The organism is Mesorhizobium sp. WSM4841, assembly GCF_055811515.1.
Map to the genome: position 1 here is coordinate 29025 of NZ_JBVVQC010000013.1, position 13553 is coordinate 42577.

The 13553-nt window shown below is 63.1% G+C and carries 17 protein-coding genes; 7 read left to right on the forward strand and 10 right to left on the reverse strand.

Translation table 11 applies throughout. The features are described from left to right. Positions 1-10: 10 nt before the first annotated feature. The gene (locus tag AC0L14_RS17115; RefSeq protein WP_473528017.1) at positions 11-778 is read right to left on the reverse strand and encodes a YbaY family lipoprotein; all 768 of its coding nucleotides are present in this window, start codon (positions 776-778) and stop codon (positions 11-13) included. A gap of 280 nt (positions 779-1058) precedes the next feature. Between AC0L14_RS17115 and AC0L14_RS17120 the strand changes: the two genes are divergently transcribed. From AC0L14_RS17120 to AC0L14_RS17135, 4 genes are read left to right on the forward strand one after another with little or no spacing between them, the layout of a single operon-like run. Then, on the forward strand, positions 1059-1382 hold the full coding sequence (locus AC0L14_RS17120; protein WP_123149885.1) for a BufA1 family periplasmic bufferin-type metallophore: 324 nt from the start codon (positions 1059-1061) through the stop codon (positions 1380-1382). 33 nt (positions 1383-1415) lie between these two features. After that, positions 1416-2339: an MNIO family bufferin maturase gene (bufB, locus tag AC0L14_RS17125; RefSeq protein WP_473528018.1), complete on the forward strand. Its 924-nt coding sequence runs from the start codon at positions 1416-1418 to the stop codon at positions 2337-2339. Then, positions 2326-3126 (forward strand): HvfC/BufC N-terminal domain-containing protein, encoded by an 801-nt coding sequence (locus AC0L14_RS17130; protein WP_473750188.1) that lies wholly within the window; start codon positions 2326-2328, stop codon positions 3124-3126. Before bufB ends, AC0L14_RS17130 begins: the two co-directional genes overlap by 14 nt. A 2-nt stretch (positions 3127-3128) precedes the next feature. Next, entirely contained in the window at positions 3129-3626 is a 498-nt protein-coding gene (locus AC0L14_RS17135) for a DoxX family protein (RefSeq protein WP_473750189.1), read from the forward strand. Positions 3627-3669: 43 nt separating this feature from the next. On the opposite strand, the gene AC0L14_RS17140 is transcribed toward AC0L14_RS17135, so the two are convergent. The 5 genes from AC0L14_RS17140 to AC0L14_RS17160 all read right to left on the reverse strand — a co-directional run bounded on the left by AC0L14_RS17140 (position 3670) and on the right by AC0L14_RS17160 (position 7975). After that, positions 3670-4158 (reverse strand): molybdenum cofactor biosynthesis protein MoaE, encoded by a 489-nt coding sequence (locus AC0L14_RS17140; protein ID WP_473750190.1) that lies wholly within the window; start codon positions 4156-4158, stop codon positions 3670-3672. A 1-nt stretch (position 4159) separates the two neighbouring features. Next, positions 4160-4417: a molybdopterin converting factor subunit 1 gene (gene moaD, locus AC0L14_RS17145; protein WP_473750191.1), complete on the reverse strand. Its 258-nt coding sequence runs from the start codon at positions 4415-4417 to the stop codon at positions 4160-4162. Between the two features lies 1 nt (position 4418). Further along, positions 4419-5015, reverse strand: a complete 597-nt coding sequence (gene pgsA, locus AC0L14_RS17150; RefSeq protein ID WP_065008950.1) for a CDP-diacylglycerol--glycerol-3-phosphate 3-phosphatidyltransferase — start codon at positions 5013-5015, stop codon at positions 4419-4421. A 99-nt stretch (positions 5016-5114) separates the two neighbouring features. Further along, positions 5115-7202, reverse strand: a complete 2088-nt coding sequence (uvrC, locus tag AC0L14_RS17155; RefSeq protein WP_473528021.1) for an excinuclease ABC subunit UvrC — start codon at positions 7200-7202, stop codon at positions 5115-5117. Beyond that, the gene (locus AC0L14_RS17160) at positions 7199-7975 is read right to left on the reverse strand and encodes an SDR family oxidoreductase (protein WP_473750192.1); all 777 of its coding nucleotides are present in this window, start codon (positions 7973-7975) and stop codon (positions 7199-7201) included. The genes uvrC and AC0L14_RS17160 overlap by 4 nt, the downstream gene beginning before the upstream one ends. 407 nt (positions 7976-8382) lie before the next feature. Between AC0L14_RS17160 and AC0L14_RS17165 the strand changes: the two genes are divergently transcribed. Beyond that, complete coding sequence (locus tag AC0L14_RS17165) at positions 8383-9033, forward strand: outer membrane protein (protein ID WP_473750193.1); 651 nt, start codon at positions 8383-8385, stop codon at positions 9031-9033. 82 nt (positions 9034-9115) lie between these two features. Here AC0L14_RS17165 and AC0L14_RS17170 read toward each other — a convergent pair whose 3' ends face one another. Continuing rightward, the gene (locus AC0L14_RS17170) at positions 9116-9712 is read right to left on the reverse strand and encodes a glutathione S-transferase family protein (protein WP_473486718.1); all 597 of its coding nucleotides are present in this window, start codon (positions 9710-9712) and stop codon (positions 9116-9118) included. A gap of 449 nt (positions 9713-10161) precedes the next feature. Between AC0L14_RS17170 and AC0L14_RS17175 the strand changes: the two genes are divergently transcribed. Further along, positions 10162-10710, forward strand: coding sequence for a hypothetical protein (locus tag AC0L14_RS17175; protein WP_473486717.1), 549 nt, complete (start codon positions 10162-10164; stop codon positions 10708-10710). 448 nt (positions 10711-11158) lie between these two features. Beyond that, complete coding sequence (locus AC0L14_RS17180) at positions 11159-11497, forward strand: transcriptional regulator (protein ID WP_473750194.1); 339 nt, start codon at positions 11159-11161, stop codon at positions 11495-11497. On the opposite strand, the gene AC0L14_RS17185 is transcribed toward AC0L14_RS17180, so the two are convergent. From AC0L14_RS17185 to AC0L14_RS17195, 3 genes are all read right to left on the reverse strand, one after another. After that, positions 11467-11919: a hypothetical protein gene (locus AC0L14_RS17185; protein WP_095496612.1), complete on the reverse strand. Its 453-nt coding sequence runs from the start codon at positions 11917-11919 to the stop codon at positions 11467-11469. The genes AC0L14_RS17180 and AC0L14_RS17185 overlap by 31 nt on opposite strands. Positions 11920-12050: 131 nt before the next feature. Further along, the gene (locus AC0L14_RS17190; protein ID WP_473750195.1) at positions 12051-12896 is read right to left on the reverse strand and encodes a 23S rRNA (adenine(2030)-N(6))-methyltransferase RlmJ; all 846 of its coding nucleotides are present in this window, start codon (positions 12894-12896) and stop codon (positions 12051-12053) included. 3 nt (positions 12897-12899) lie between these two features. Further along, positions 12900-13514, reverse strand: a complete 615-nt coding sequence (locus AC0L14_RS17195) for a hypothetical protein (protein WP_473486715.1) — start codon at positions 13512-13514, stop codon at positions 12900-12902. Positions 13515-13553 lie beyond the last annotated feature (39 nt).

The window sequence follows — 13553 nt, forward strand, 5'->3', positions numbered from 1 at the left end:
TTTTGAGCGATCAGGTCGCAGCATTGAACCGCAGGATGACGCGGTCGTCCTTGTCGACGATGATGAGCTTGCCGGCGTCGATATGGTAAGATGCCGCCTTGGCCAGCGCCGCGAACAGCGCCTTTTCCTCGGCCATGATCTCGGACGCGCAGGCCTTGAAGGTCGAACCGATGTCACTGACGGCGATCGTCGAACCATCGACTTTGGCGGTGGCGAAGTAGACGTTGCAAGGGCCGCTGCCGCCGGCCTTGCCGGCCTCGTCGATCCTGAACGTCGCCTGCGGCTCGGCGATCACACCAATGCCGTCGATATACTCGATCAGCCAGCTCTGCCCGAACACCGGGGCCGCTGCCGGCTCCTCGCTCGACGTCACCATCTTCAGCATGATGGTCTGCGGCGCGTCGCTCAGCGGATCGACCTGGTGGCGCGTATCGGAGATGAACAACAGCCTGTCGTCGACGGTGATGCGCGCCTGCAGCGCATAAGTCATATCAGGCCCGATCACCGACGGGTCGAAGCTGATCTCGAACTTGATCGGCACCTGGCCGGCCGGCGCCACCTTGTGCTCGCCGATGACAGCGGCCGGCGCGTCGGCCAGCGAGACATCGGCAAGCTGCACTGAAAGCACGGCGTTGGGCGGCAGCGCAATGCGCTCGCGATACGTCACCTCGCCCTTCAGGGTCTTCTCGGCAGCGACGGACAACCCAGGCACCACCAGTATACCAACGACCAGCGGCACGAGACCGAAGATGAAGAACTCGGCGATCCTGCCCAGCATGATCCTGCTCCCCATAGCGCACCAAACTGGTCGGAAGGTCTCGCAGGATTGCGGTAGTTCCGTGGCGCCCCACACGGACTATTCGCACGGCGGTGCCTTCCGGCGGCTTGCGGCCTTGTCGGCCTCCTTGGCGTGACCGGCAAAATTTTGCTCAAGCCAAGCCCCAGGCGATCACGAAGTCGTGTTCCCAAACAGATGTAACACAGGGAACTTCCGGACCGAACTGACCAATGCGCGCTTGAGGAACGGCGCGCTCAACAACCCAACCGGAGGTGAAATCATGTCAACAAGATCAACCGTGAGTGCGGCCCTTCTGGCCAGCGCCGTTGCCACGGCTCTTGCTTCTTTTGCGACGGCCGCGCCGCTGACCGAGGCACAGGTCAAGGCGGCGATGGATGCCGGCAAGGAGAAGTGCTTTGGCGTCGCCATGAAGGGGCAGAACGACTGCAAGGCAGGTGCGGGAACCACATGCCAAGGCACCTCGACTGTCGATTACCAGGGCAACGCCTGGAAGTTTGTCGACGGCGGCACCTGTACGACGATGGACCTGCCCGGCGACCGCAAGGGCTCGCCCACGGAGCTGACCCGCGACATCCCGTCGTAAGCAATGCAACCTGCCCGGAAAGCGGAGACGAAGATGAACGGACTGGCCACTTACCCAGCATCCCCCATGTCGAAAACCTCGCGCTTTCCGGCGCACCCGGTCGCCGGCCTTGCCGGCACCAGTTTCAAGCACGAACATTTGCAGGCAATCATTGCCGGCGGCAGTAAGGACGGTTTCTTCGAGGTCCACGCCGAAAACTACATGGGCGCCGGCGGCCCGCCGCACGATGCGCTGACTAAGATCCGCAGCGACTATCCCGTTTCGCTGCACGGGGTGTGCATGTCGATCGGCGGACCGCGGCCGCTCGACAAAGCGCATCTCGGTCGTTTCAAGGCGCTCGTCGACCGCTATGAGCCGGCGCTCGTTTCCGAGCATCTCGCCTGGTCGACCCACGACACCACCTATTACAACGACCTGCTTCCCCTGCCCTATACGCCGGCAACGGTTTCGCGCGTGGCGGATCACATCGACGAAGTGCAGGGGACGATCGGCCGCCCGATACTGCTCGAGAACCCCTCGACCTACGTCCTTTTCCCGGCATCGACTATGAGCGAGACGGATTTCATCCGAGAGCTGGTGCGGCGTACCGGTTGCGGCTTGCTGCTCGACGTCAACAACGTCTTTGTTTCAGCCACCAATCACGGCTTTTCAGCCCTTTCCTATCTCGCGGATTTCCCGCTTCAGAATGTCGGCGAAATCCATCTGGCCGGGCACGCCGAGCAGGAGGATGACGAGGGCGATCTGCTGCTCATCGACAGCCATGACGGCCCGGTCGCCGACGCGGTCTGGAAGCTTTTCGATGTCGTGATCGGCCGATGCGGGCCGCTGCCGACGCTGATCGAATGGGATAGCGACATTCCCGATTGGCCGGTGCTCAAGGCGGAGGCCGCCGCCGCCCAGGCGATCCTCGACCGTCATGCCGACAGCTTGTTCGGAAAAGCCCATGCCGCAGGATGAGCTCCAGTCGCGCGATCTCGGCCGCCGGTTCGACTATGCCGCGGCATTCACCGCCGGTTTGCTCGATCCTGACCGAGCCCCCCCTGAGGTTGTCTCGGGGCCGAACGGCAAGGCTCCGATCAAGCGATATGCCGTCTACCGCAACAACGTCACGGTCAGCCTGATCGATGCGCTGGCCGCCAGCTTTCCAGCGACGCTGCGCATCACTGGCCCGGACTTCTTTCGCGCGATGGCGCGCTTTCATGTCCGCGAAACGCCACCCACCTCGCCGCTCCTGTTCGAATACGGCCGCGACTTTCCCGATTTCATCGAGCGCTACGAATACGCGCAGTCGATGCCGTGGCTGGCCGACGTGGCGCGCATGGAGCGTGCCTGGCTCGACGCCTATCATGCCGCCGACGCGGAACCGTTGGCTTCCGGAGCACTGGCGTCGATCCCGCCCGAACGACTGGCCGATACCGTGTTTGTGTCGCACCCGGCAACGCGCGCCATTCGCTCGCACTATCCAGTCGTGACGATCTTTGCGGCCAACCGGAGCGACGGTCCTGTCGGGCGAATCGACGCGGGCGGCCCTGAAGATGCGCTGGTCACGCGACCCGGGCTCGAAGTCTTCGTTCGCCACCTGCCGCCCAGCGGCGCGGTTTTTCTGGATCGCCTCATGGCGGGTGAGCCGCTCGGCGCGGCGGCCGCGGCGGCATTTGCGGAGCGTGCCGAATTCGACCTTTCCGCCAACATTGCCGGCCTGCTGCAAGCAGGCGCCTTCACAGCGGCACACCAGGGAGGATGAGCATGACGAAGCATGGGCAGAACGCCAGCACCGAGCCGCGAGGAATCGCCGCCCTCGTCGAGAGGGTGAATGCCGCCCTTCGCACGAGTGCCACACCGTCGCTGACGCAGTTCGTCCTGCGCTGCGCACTCGCCGTCCCGTTCTGGCGGTCCGGCGTCAACAAATGGGACGGCTTTCTGCAATTGAATGAAGTCGCCGTGCTGCTTTTCAGCTCGGAGCTCAAGCTGCATCTGCCCGGCGGCCCTTACGATTTTCCCGCACCTGGGCTGGTGGCGTTCGTCTCAGGATCTGCGGAAATCCTGCTGCCAATTCTTCTTGTTCTCGGCCTGGCGACACGACTGGCGGCATTCGGCCTGCTCGTGATGACGCTGGTCATACAGCTCACCGTACCGGACGGCTGGCCGCTGCACATCACCTGGGCGGCGATGGCGCTTGGCATCATGGCTTGGGGACCCGGCCGGATTGCGCTCGATTACTGGATCGGCACTGACAAAGGCTGATGGGGCTGATCGACTCCCACCCCTCCGGCGATGACGCGAAGCATCAATTTCGTTTCGGCACGGCCTGCTTCCAGCGGCTTGCCGCCTCGTCGTCGGCCTCCTTGGCGTCGACCCAGCCGCCTTGCGAGCCGTCGGTATGGTGTTCCTTCTTCCAGAACGGCGCGCGCGATTTCAGATAGTCCATCAGGAAGCTCGCCGCCTCGAACGCCGCCTGCCGGTGCGTGGAGGCTGCTACCACCAGCACGATGTTCTCACCGGGCGCGATCCTGCCGTGGCGATGGATGGCGGTAAGCCCCTGCAGCGGCCAACGGCTGATCGCGTCGGCGGCGATGCGGCCGATCTCGGCCTCGGCCATGCCAGGATAATGTTCGAGTTCGAGTGCCGCCAGCCTGCCCGCTTCATCGCGGCAGAGACCCGAGAAAGTCACCACGGCGCCGATGTCGGCGCGGCCTTGCGTCATCTTGGCGATCTCGGCGGCGACATCGAAATCCTCCGCCTGGATGCGCACCGTCGGCACCACCGCGCCGGGCATTTCAGCCACCCGTCATCGGCGGGAACAGCGCGATCTCGCGCGCGCCTGATATCTTCTCGCGGTGCTCGACGTGTTCCTGGTTGATGGCGACGCGGATCACGTCAGGATATTGCAGCGCGTGCTCGTACTCCTCGCCGCGCGATTTCAGCCAGCGCAGCAGGTCGGCCACCGTCTCGATGCCGGCGGGCAAGTCGACGACCTCTTGCGACTTGCCGATCCGCTCGCGCACCCAGGCGAAATAGATGAGCCTCGTCGACATGCTACTCGTCCATGATGTGCTTGAGGCCGGCGCGGAAATAGTCATAGCCGGTGTAAAGCGTCACAAGCGCGGCGATCCACAACAGCACCAGCCCGGTCTGGGTGGTCAGCGGGAAGATCTTGTCGCCGGCAGGTCCCGCGAGCAGGAAGGCGATGGCGACCATCTGAATGGTGGTCTTCCACTTTGCCAGCTGCGTCACCGGTACCGAGACCTTCAGCGCCGCCAGGTATTCGCGCAGGCCCGAGACCAGGATCTCGCGGCACAGGATGATGATCGCTGCCCACAGCGACCAGCCGGCGATGCCGGCATGCCTATCGGTGTCGGCCGCCAGCAGCAGCAGGCACGTGGCGACCAGCAACTTGTCGGCGATCGGATCGAGCATCTTGCCGATATTCGAGGTCTGCTGCCAGGCGCGCGCCAGATAGCCGTCGAAATAATCGGTGATCGAGGCCAGCAGAAAAATGATCAGTGCCGACCAGCGGGCGAAGTCGCTCGACTTCAGATGCCCTTCGAGAAAAAAACACAGCACAACCAGCGGCACCGCGAGAATGCGGACGTAGGTGAGCATGTTGGGCAAGTTGAATGCGCGCTGGGCCATATTTTTGGGAACTCTTTCTGCCTGCCTACTCAAATCAGAAGCGAATGTGGGGGGTCAACAGGCGATAGTCGATGGATCAACTGAAAATAGCCGAATCCATCAGCTCTCGTGGAAATGGTTGTAGACCAGCTTCGCCACCTGCTCGGAAATGCCGTCGACCTTGACCAAATCCTCGATCGCAGCGCGGCTGACCGCCTTGGCGGTGCCGAAATGCATGAGCAGCGCGCGCTTGCGGCCCGGGCCGATGCCGCTGATCTCGTCGAGCGGGCTCTTGACCATCTCCTTCTTGCGGCGGGCGCGGTGCGAGCCGATGGCGAAGCGGTGGACCTCGTCGCGCAGCCGCTGGACGAAATAGAGCACCGGGTCGCGCACGGGGAGCGAAAACGGCGGCTTGCCCCTCACGAAGAAGCGTTCGCGGCCGGCGTCACGGTCCTGGCCCTTGGCGATGCCGATGGCCTGGACACGGTCCTCGATGCCGAGATCGGCGAGTATCTTGCGCACTGCCGTCATCTGGCCCTGGCCGCCATCGATGAGGATGACGTCTGGCCAGGCCGGGAAGCCGCCCGCATCCTCGATACCGTCGCCCTGTTCGGCCAGGGTGTCGTCCGCCGCCTGTTCGCTCTGCGGCATATCGCCATGTTCCTTCAGCAGCCGGGAAAAACGCCGCTCCATCACCTCGCGCATCATGCCGAAATCGTCTCCCGGCGTGATCTCGGTCGAGCGGATGTTGAATTTCCGGTACTGGTTCTTCACGAAGCCTTCCGGCCCGGCGACAACCATGGCGCCGACGGCGTTGGTGCCCATGATATGGGAGTTGTCATAGACCTCGATGCGCACCGGTGTTTTTTTCAGGCCGAAGGTCTCGGCGAAGCCGGTGAGCAATCTCCCTTGCGTCGAGGTCTCGGCCAGCCGGCGGCCGAGCGCCTCACGGGCATTCTGCAAGGCGTTGTCGGTCAAATCCTTCTTTTCGCCGCGCTGCGGCACCGAGATCGCCACCTTGCGACCCGCACGGGTGGAGAGCGCCTCCGCCAGCAATTCTTGGTCCTCGACGCCATGCGATAACAGGACGGTGCGCGGCGTCGGCTTGTCGTCATAGAATTGCGCCAGGAACGAGCCCAGCACCTCGGCTGCGTCCAACGCCGGATCGGCCTTGGGGAAATAGGCGCGGTTGCCCCAGTTCTGCCCGGTGCGGAAGAAGAACACCTGGATGCAGACCTGGCCGCCTTCCTGGTGGATGGCGAAGACATCGGCCTCGTCGACGGTCTGCGGGTTGATGCCCTGATGGCTCTGCACATGCGACAGCGCCGCCAGCCTGTCGCGATAGATGGCAGCGCGCTCGAAGTCGAGGTTTTCCGCAGCCTGCTGCATGGCGGCGGAGATATCGGTCTTCACCTTCTGGCTACGGCCGGACAAGAAGTCCTTCGCCTCGGCGACCAGCCTGGCATAGTCACTATGCGAGATTTCGCCGGTGCACGGGCCGGCGCAGCGCTTGATCTGGAACAGCAGGCACGGCCGGGTGCGGTTCTCGTAGAAGGAGTTGGTGCAGCTCCTGAGCAGGAAAGCGCGCTGCAGCGAATTGATGGTGCGGCCGACGGCGCCGGCCGAGGCGAAGGGACCGAAATAGTCGCCCTTGCGCGAGCGCGCGCCGCGATGCTTGTAGATGCCGGGCGAGACATGATCGCCGGTCAACAGGATGTAGGGGAACGACTTGTCGTCCCGCATCAGCACATTGAATCGCGGCCGCAAGCGCTTGATAAGGTTGGCTTCCAGCAGCAGCGCTTCGATCTCGGTGCGGGTGACGACGAACTCCATCGTCGCCGTCTCGCGCACCATGCGGCCGATGCGGCTGGTGTGGAAACGGCCTTGCGCGTAATTGGTCACCCGCCTCTTCAGGCTGCGCGCCTTGCCGACATAGAGCACGTCGCCTGCGGCATTCATCATGCGGTAGACGCCGGGCGCGTTGGGCAGCCGTTTGACCAGCGTCTGGATGACTTCGGCGCCGACCATGCCGTCGGCATCGCCGGCATGCGGCGTCCAATCGATGGCCGTGAAGTCGACGTCAGGGCCGCCCGAACCAGGAGCTGACGGTTCGACGATCTCCTCCGCCGCCTCGTCCTCGAGGTCGACATCGGGGGGCAGATCGTCGGCGGTGCCGCCTTGTTTGTGTTTCTGGTCCATGGGACTCATTCGACAATGCCTGTCACATCCGGTGTCTGCCATGCAAGGTGCTGGCCGCCGTCGAGTGCGATCATCTGGCCGGTGACCGAGCGCGCGCCCCAGAGATAGCGGATGGTGGCGCCGAATTCAGGCAATTCCGGGCCGCGCTTCAGGATCAGCCCGTCGACCTGCGCGGCAAAGTCGCTGTCGTCCTGGCGCGCGCTCTTCAGCGTCGGGCCGGGGCCGATGGCGTTGACGCGAATGCGGGGTGCCAGCGCCTGCGCCATCATCTGCGTCTCTGTCCACAATGTCGATTTCGACAGCGCATAGGAGAAATAGCGTGGCGTCGGGCGCCAGACGCGCTGGTCGATCATATTGACGATCAGCCCGTCCTGGCCTTCCGGCAGCGCGCGAGCGAATTTTTGCGCCAAAAGTGCCGGCGCCTTCACATGGATGGCGAAGTGACGGTCCCAGGCAAGCCAGTCGAAGTCCTGAACCGTATCGTCCACGAACAGCGAGGCATTGTTGACCAGCAGTGTAACAGGCCCGAGCGCGGCTGCGGCGCGGCCGACCAGGTCGCCGACCGCGGCCATGTCGGTCAGGTCGGCGGCGACCACAGCGGCGCGGCCATCCTGGCCAAAATGGCCGCCGTTGATCCGCGCAGCCAACGCTTCCGCCTCGGCCCGCGAGCGGTTGCAATGGATGGCGACAGCAAAACCGTTCGCGGCCAGATCCTCGACGATTGCCTTGCCGATCCGCTTGCCCCCGCCCGTCACCAGCGCCGTTCCAGCGGCCTTGCTCATCCTGTCAATCCTCAATGGGCTTCGATTTCAGCCAGTCGGCGAAATATGGCCGGCCAAGCGTTAAATGCCGTTCGGACCTTGGGCAGCATTGTGGCAAAGCGGCCGGATCGGTCTTTCGACTGTGGCCGGGACTCGGCCGTCAGACCGCAATATAGGGCTCCGGACCCCTTGCTCCAAGCGGTGTTCAGCGCGGCACGGCAAAGCCTCCTGACACTATCTGTTGCGCAGATACAACGTCAAAATTCAGCCTCATTCGTGCCCGGTAATGACCCAAGTTCAGGTTCGCTTCAGCCGCATTTCGACACGACATTCGGAACCGTTGAGCGCCAGACCCGTTTATCCCCCCGGCGGGTTGAGGGCGCTTGTGAAAAGCAAGCCTGTGCCTGTGGCTTAAGGAGTAAAGAACAATGCAAGCCAATCTTAAATTTGCGCGACCGCTGGCGGTGGCGTTTGGGCTCTTCGCCCTCGGCGGAACCGCCTATGCTGCTGACGTCATCTCGGAAGAGCCGCCGGCACCCGCCCCGATCGTCGAACTTCCGGTCGCTTCCTGGGCCGGTCCCTATGCCGGTGTGAGCGTCGGCTACGGCTTCAGCGGTCATGCTGATGCCGACGATTTCGGCGTCGACGTCGACACCGATGGATTCGTCGGCGGCGTCTTCGGCGGCTACCAGTGGCAGCAGGAGAACTTCGTGTACGGTGCTGAAGCCGATATCGGCTATAGCGGCATCGAGGGCGACGATGGTGGCGTCGAGGCCAAGGGCGGCTTCGAAGGCTCGCTGCGCGCCCGCCTCGGCTACGCCGTCACCCCGGAAATCCTGCTCTACGGCACCGCCGGTGGCGCGCTCAAGAACCAGGAGATCGAAGCCGCTGGTTCCAGCGACGAAAACACCATGCTGGGCTGGACGGCCGGCGTCGGTACCGACATCAAGATCACCGACAATGTGTTCGGCCGTGTCGAGTATCGCTACACCGACTTCGGCGACAAGGACTTCGACGGTATCGGCAAGGTCAAGTCGAGCGACAACCGCGTCACCTTCGGCGTCGGTATGAAGTTCTAAATTCGTCCAAGCCACGACACGAAAAAGCCGGGCCTCGTGCCCGGCTTTTTTTGATCTTTTCTCTGGCTGGGTGCCAACCAGCTCACGCCGGGACGCAGGGTTTCAGCTCCGGAAACTTCTCGTCGAAGCGCGCTGCCCAGCGGACCAGCCGGCTGCGGCCCTTTTCCCATTTTCCGGCAAAGCGCAGCGAGAGATAGCCAAGGCAGGCGCGCAGCGCCAGTTGGCCGGCGGTGATCTTCTTCGGCAGCTTTGGCGGATTGGCGTTGAGCAGATCGAGCGCGTTGGTTATCTTCGCCCACTGGCGGTCGAGCCAAGGCTGGTAGACCATGTCTTCGGGGCGCGTGCGCCGCTCATAGACCATCGACAGCGCGCAGTCGCAGATGCCGTCGGCCAGTGCCTCCAGCACTTCTGCCTCAAGGCGCCTGTCGGGATTGCGCGGGAACAGCGCGTTCTTCGACATGCGGTTGAGATGCTGGGTAATGGCGCGGCTGTCGTGGACCGAGCGGCCGTCGTCGAGCACCAGCACCGGGATCTTGCCGAGCGGATTGGTGTCGATCAGCTCGGCTGGCTTGTCTTCGGTTTTTATCGGCACGAGATCGACGGCGATGCCGGCATAAAGCGCGGCCATGCGCACCTTGGAACTGTAAGGGGACGTGGAGGCGTAGAACAGTCTGGGCATGATCGGGTTCCTGGTTGCCGAGTACAGAGCGCGTGGACGCGCAAAGAATGCTGTAGCACTTAGAATTTGCGCATGATCCATTTCCGCGACACTGTTGGCCGGGCATGCCGGCATGATCAACAGCCCACAGGCGGAAAAACCGGGCGCCACGGCAGACGACCGTTCCTCTGCGATCTTGAGGCAATGAGCGGTACGGCAGTTGCAGCCCAAGAGAATCTGAACAGGTCAGACAGACCCGAACCTAGCCACCGGTCTTGCACCGAGAATTCCTCTGCGGGCACAGAGAAATGCCCCACCGGACTTCGCCGTGCGGCGAAGTCCTGGGAGCTGCGAAAAGCTGTCTTCCCTCCGCCTCTATTCTTGCCCGAGCACTGACCCTGCGAGCGAGGCGCCTGTCCGGCACCCGCCCTTAACTGTCTTCTCCGCGAGCGAAGAAACGCGATTACTTCTTGGCCTTCGCCTTCGCGGGCGCTGCCTTCGCCTTCGGCTTGGCCGCCGGCGCTGCTTTCTTCACCGCTACCGAAGACTTCGCTGCAGCCGCTTTCTTTGCCGGCGCAGCCTTCTTGGCCGGTGCAGCCTTCTTTATCGGCGCAGTCTTGGCAGGTGCTGCTTTCTTCGTTGCCGGCTTCGCCGCGGCTTTCGCGGCCGGCTTCTTGGCCGGCGCTGCTTTGGCCTTGGCTGGTGCTGCTTTCTTCACTGCCGGTTTTGCCGCGGCTTTCGCGGCCGGCTTCTTGGCCGGCGCTGCTTTTGCCTTGGCCGCGGCGGCCTTCGGCTTGGCAGCAGGTGCTGCTTTCTTCACAGCGGCCGCGGCCTTTGCCGCCACTGCTTTTACTGGTGCTTTCTTTGCCGGTGCCTTCTTTGCCGGTGACTTGGATGCCGGCGCTTTGGATGACTGTTTAGCCATATCATGCCCCTTAGTTGTGCCGACGGCCGTTAATGACCCGGCGCGTAATGCATATCTGACTCGCGCTTGTCTAGCCAGCGAAGCATTAGCATGATTTTTTCAGTTTAAGTTTTGGTTACAGGCGACACACGCTCGTGCTGATTTCGCAAAATGCCGTTTCTGCTCTTCGATCTTTGCCGACGGTTTGCTACAGACATTGTCCGCGCTTTGCCGGACCAATCTTGCTACGAAGCGCTGAAGGTTAGCAAGCGTTTTGCTCGTTGATCATCGACCGGCAACACCATGATGCGGCTGCTTCAACGATCTCATCGTCTTGTCAACCGGACGATCTACACAAGCTGCAAAAGCAGGACGCGGCCCCGCTCTGCGCCAGGACCTTGCCTGCGTTCGAGAGGGGCAATTTTTTGCTAAGGTTGACAGATTACTCTATTCAGCAGAGTATTCTGCAGTATGCGGGAGAAGCGCATGTCATTCGCGCAAGATCGAGCGGCGCTGTCCCAGATCAGTGAGACTGAACGCCGGACACCACAGCAGGCCCGATGATGGCTGCCGACGAAATCATCCACCAGAGCGTGCGGCTCAGGATCATGGCCACGCTGAATTCTCTGGAAAGGCGCAATGCGCTGGAATTCGCCCGATTGAAGGCCATCGTCTATGCGACCGACGGCAATCTCGGCGCGCATATCGATACGCTTGCCAAGGCGGGATATGTCGATGTCGAAAAGCTGTTTGTCGGACGTCGGCCGCAAACGCGGGTCAAGGCGACGTCAATCGGACGGCGCGCCTTTCGCGGTCACGCCGCCTTCCTTCGCGCCATCCTCGATGAGGCGGAGCAGCCAGGTAAACGCGTTCAGCGCAGGACGCGGCAGCGGCCGTTGTAGACCATCCAGCGGTCGAAGCCCGAGACGCAGAATTCGACATTGTCGCCGATCGAGGCAAAGCCCTGCCCTTCCTCGATCAGATACCAGATGGTACGGGCGTGGCCGTCGGACAGGCTGACGGTGGCGCCGCAATAGCGGCGGCCGATCGGCCAGGTTTCGTTGGCCGGCAGATAGCGGTGCTGGTGGATGCGCTGGAAATCTGTGATCTCGACATCGGGCAGATTCGGCACGTGGTGCACCTGGTAGGAGAAGCGGCTGGTGATCTTGTTCAGCACCCAAGCCTCACCGCAAACTCCGCTGTCTTCGTCGACGTAGACGGCAAGGTCGGCAGCCTTTGCTGCCTGGGTGACAGCCAGGGACGTGCCGAGTGGCGTGCAAAGTGCGATCAGTGCGGCAAGAGCGGATTGGGCGAAGCGAGTCATGGCAGCCTCTTATGGTCGATTGCGCGCACTGTGCGGATTCGCTTGCGCGCGGTCAAGCGGTTGTAGAGACAATGGTTTCCTAGTTCGAAATCGCCTTCAGCCAGGACAGGCGCGCGAATACCTCTGCCGCCCTACGGCGCCAGCCATTCCAGCGTCCAGTGCGCCGGTTTTTCAACGGCAAGCAATGTGTGCAAAGCCGGCAGCAGCGTGCGCAATTCGCCTTCCAGCGTGAACGGCGGGTTGACCACCACCATGCCGCTGCCGTCGAGGCTGGGCTCGGCCGATGGCGGCCTGATCTCGAAGCCGATGTCGAGCAGCTTCGGGACGCCTGACTGCACCAGCGCCTTCCGGAAGGCGGCGACCGCCTTGCGGTCCTTGACCGGATACCACAAAGCATAGATGCCGCCGGGCCAGCGCTTATGGGCTTTCCGCAGCCCGTCGACGAGGCGATCGAACTCGCCCTCCTCCTCGAACGGCGGATCGACGAGTACGAGGCCGCGCTTTTCCTTCGGCGGCAGATGCGCGCCGAGCGCCAACCAACCGTCGAGCTCGATCACCCGGGTCTGGAAATCGCCTTGGAATAGCGCCCTCAGTTTCGCGGCATGCTGGCGATGCAATTCGATCGCCGACAGCCGGTCCTGCTTGCGCATGAGATGACGCGCGATCAGCGGCGAGCCGGGATATTGTTTCACGCCGCCTTCGGGATTGAGCGAACGGACAGCTTCCAGATAAGGTGCCAGTAGTGCTGCCGCAGGGGCGCCGATCTCGGCGCCGACCAGCCGGCCGATGCCGCCTTGCCATTCGCCGGTCTTTTGCGCTTCAGTCGACGCCAGGTCGTAGCGGCCGATGCCGGCATGGGTGTCGATGACGCGAAACGCCTTGTCCTTCTGTTTCAAATATTCGACGAGCCGGCTCAGCACGACATGCTTGACGACATCGGCGAAGTTTCCGGCGTGATAGGCGTGGCGGTAATTCACGAGCTAACTCGAGCCCCTGCCCCAGCGCGGCGGTGGCGGCTGCGAATTCGGATTTTGCGGTCGCCGCCCGCCGAAACGCAACGCCAGCAGCAGCCCGATCAGGCCGGCCGCCATCAGCGAGAAGCCGACCGGCCGCGCCCGGCGGTCGATCTCGCCGACACCGGAGCGCAGCACGAGATCCACCGCCCGCATCTCAATGCCTTCGGCGTCGCCGGGGCCGACGGTGAAGATGTAGGGGCCAGGGCTGACCATCGGGATCAGTCCTGCCTCGTCGCGAAAGATCTTGTCCGGCAGTTGCGGGCTGACCTGGCGCGGATTTTCCGAATGGGTGAACTGCAGTGTCGAGGCGAGCACCGTCCTGCCACCGGTGGCGGCGGTCAGCGTCAATACGGTGCGCTGTTGCGATACGACGATGCGTTCGGTCCTGGCGGTAAGATCGACCAGCACCCGCACCGGCGCGTCGCGGCCGGACAGCGGCACCGTCACCGGCCTGAACCGGCCCTGTTCGTAGACCCGCCAGGTGCCGATCTCATGGCCGGAGAAATTGGTCATCGCCCAGGGATAGACGACGCCGATGCCGGTGCCGGCGAGCAGGATCAGAAGAAACAGAAAGCGCATGCGCTCGACTACCTAGCCCTGTTGTTGTTTGACCATGAT

Excerpts from the sequence above, each read along its gene's own strand:
- AC0L14_RS17115 (WP_473528017.1), bottom strand. The coding sequence starts at position 778 with ATGCTGGGCAGGATCGCCGAGTTCTTCATCTTCGGTCTCGTGCCGCTG.
- AC0L14_RS17120 (WP_123149885.1), top strand. The coding sequence starts at position 1,059 with ATGTCAACAAGATCAACCGTGAGTGCGGCCCTTCTGGCCAGCGCCGTT.
- bufB (WP_473528018.1), top strand. The coding sequence starts at position 1,416 with ATGAACGGACTGGCCACTTACCCAGCATCCCCCATGTCGAAAACCTCG.
- AC0L14_RS17130 (WP_473750188.1), top strand. The coding sequence starts at position 2,326 with ATGCCGCAGGATGAGCTCCAGTCGCGCGATCTCGGCCGCCGGTTCGAC.
- AC0L14_RS17135 (WP_473750189.1), top strand. The coding sequence starts at position 3,129 with ATGACGAAGCATGGGCAGAACGCCAGCACCGAGCCGCGAGGAATCGCC.
- AC0L14_RS17140 (WP_473750190.1), bottom strand. The coding sequence starts at position 4,158 with ATGCCCGGCGCGGTGGTGCCGACGGTGCGCATCCAGGCGGAGGATTTC.
- moaD (WP_473750191.1), bottom strand. The coding sequence starts at position 4,417 with ATGTCGACGAGGCTCATCTATTTCGCCTGGGTGCGCGAGCGGATCGGC.
- pgsA (WP_065008950.1), bottom strand. The coding sequence starts at position 5,015 with ATGGCCCAGCGCGCATTCAACTTGCCCAACATGCTCACCTACGTCCGC.
- uvrC (WP_473528021.1), bottom strand. The coding sequence starts at position 7,202 with ATGAGTCCCATGGACCAGAAACACAAACAAGGCGGCACCGCCGACGAT.
- AC0L14_RS17160 (WP_473750192.1), bottom strand. The coding sequence starts at position 7,975 with ATGAGCAAGGCCGCTGGAACGGCGCTGGTGACGGGCGGGGGCAAGCGG.
- AC0L14_RS17165 (WP_473750193.1), top strand. The coding sequence starts at position 8,383 with ATGCAAGCCAATCTTAAATTTGCGCGACCGCTGGCGGTGGCGTTTGGG.
- AC0L14_RS17170 (WP_473486718.1), bottom strand. The coding sequence starts at position 9,712 with ATGCCCAGACTGTTCTACGCCTCCACGTCCCCTTACAGTTCCAAGGTG.
- AC0L14_RS17180 (WP_473750194.1), top strand. The coding sequence starts at position 11,159 with ATGGCTGCCGACGAAATCATCCACCAGAGCGTGCGGCTCAGGATCATG.
- AC0L14_RS17185 (WP_095496612.1), bottom strand. The coding sequence starts at position 11,919 with ATGACTCGCTTCGCCCAATCCGCTCTTGCCGCACTGATCGCACTTTGC.
- AC0L14_RS17195 (WP_473486715.1), bottom strand. The coding sequence starts at position 13,514 with ATGCGCTTTCTGTTTCTTCTGATCCTGCTCGCCGGCACCGGCATCGGC.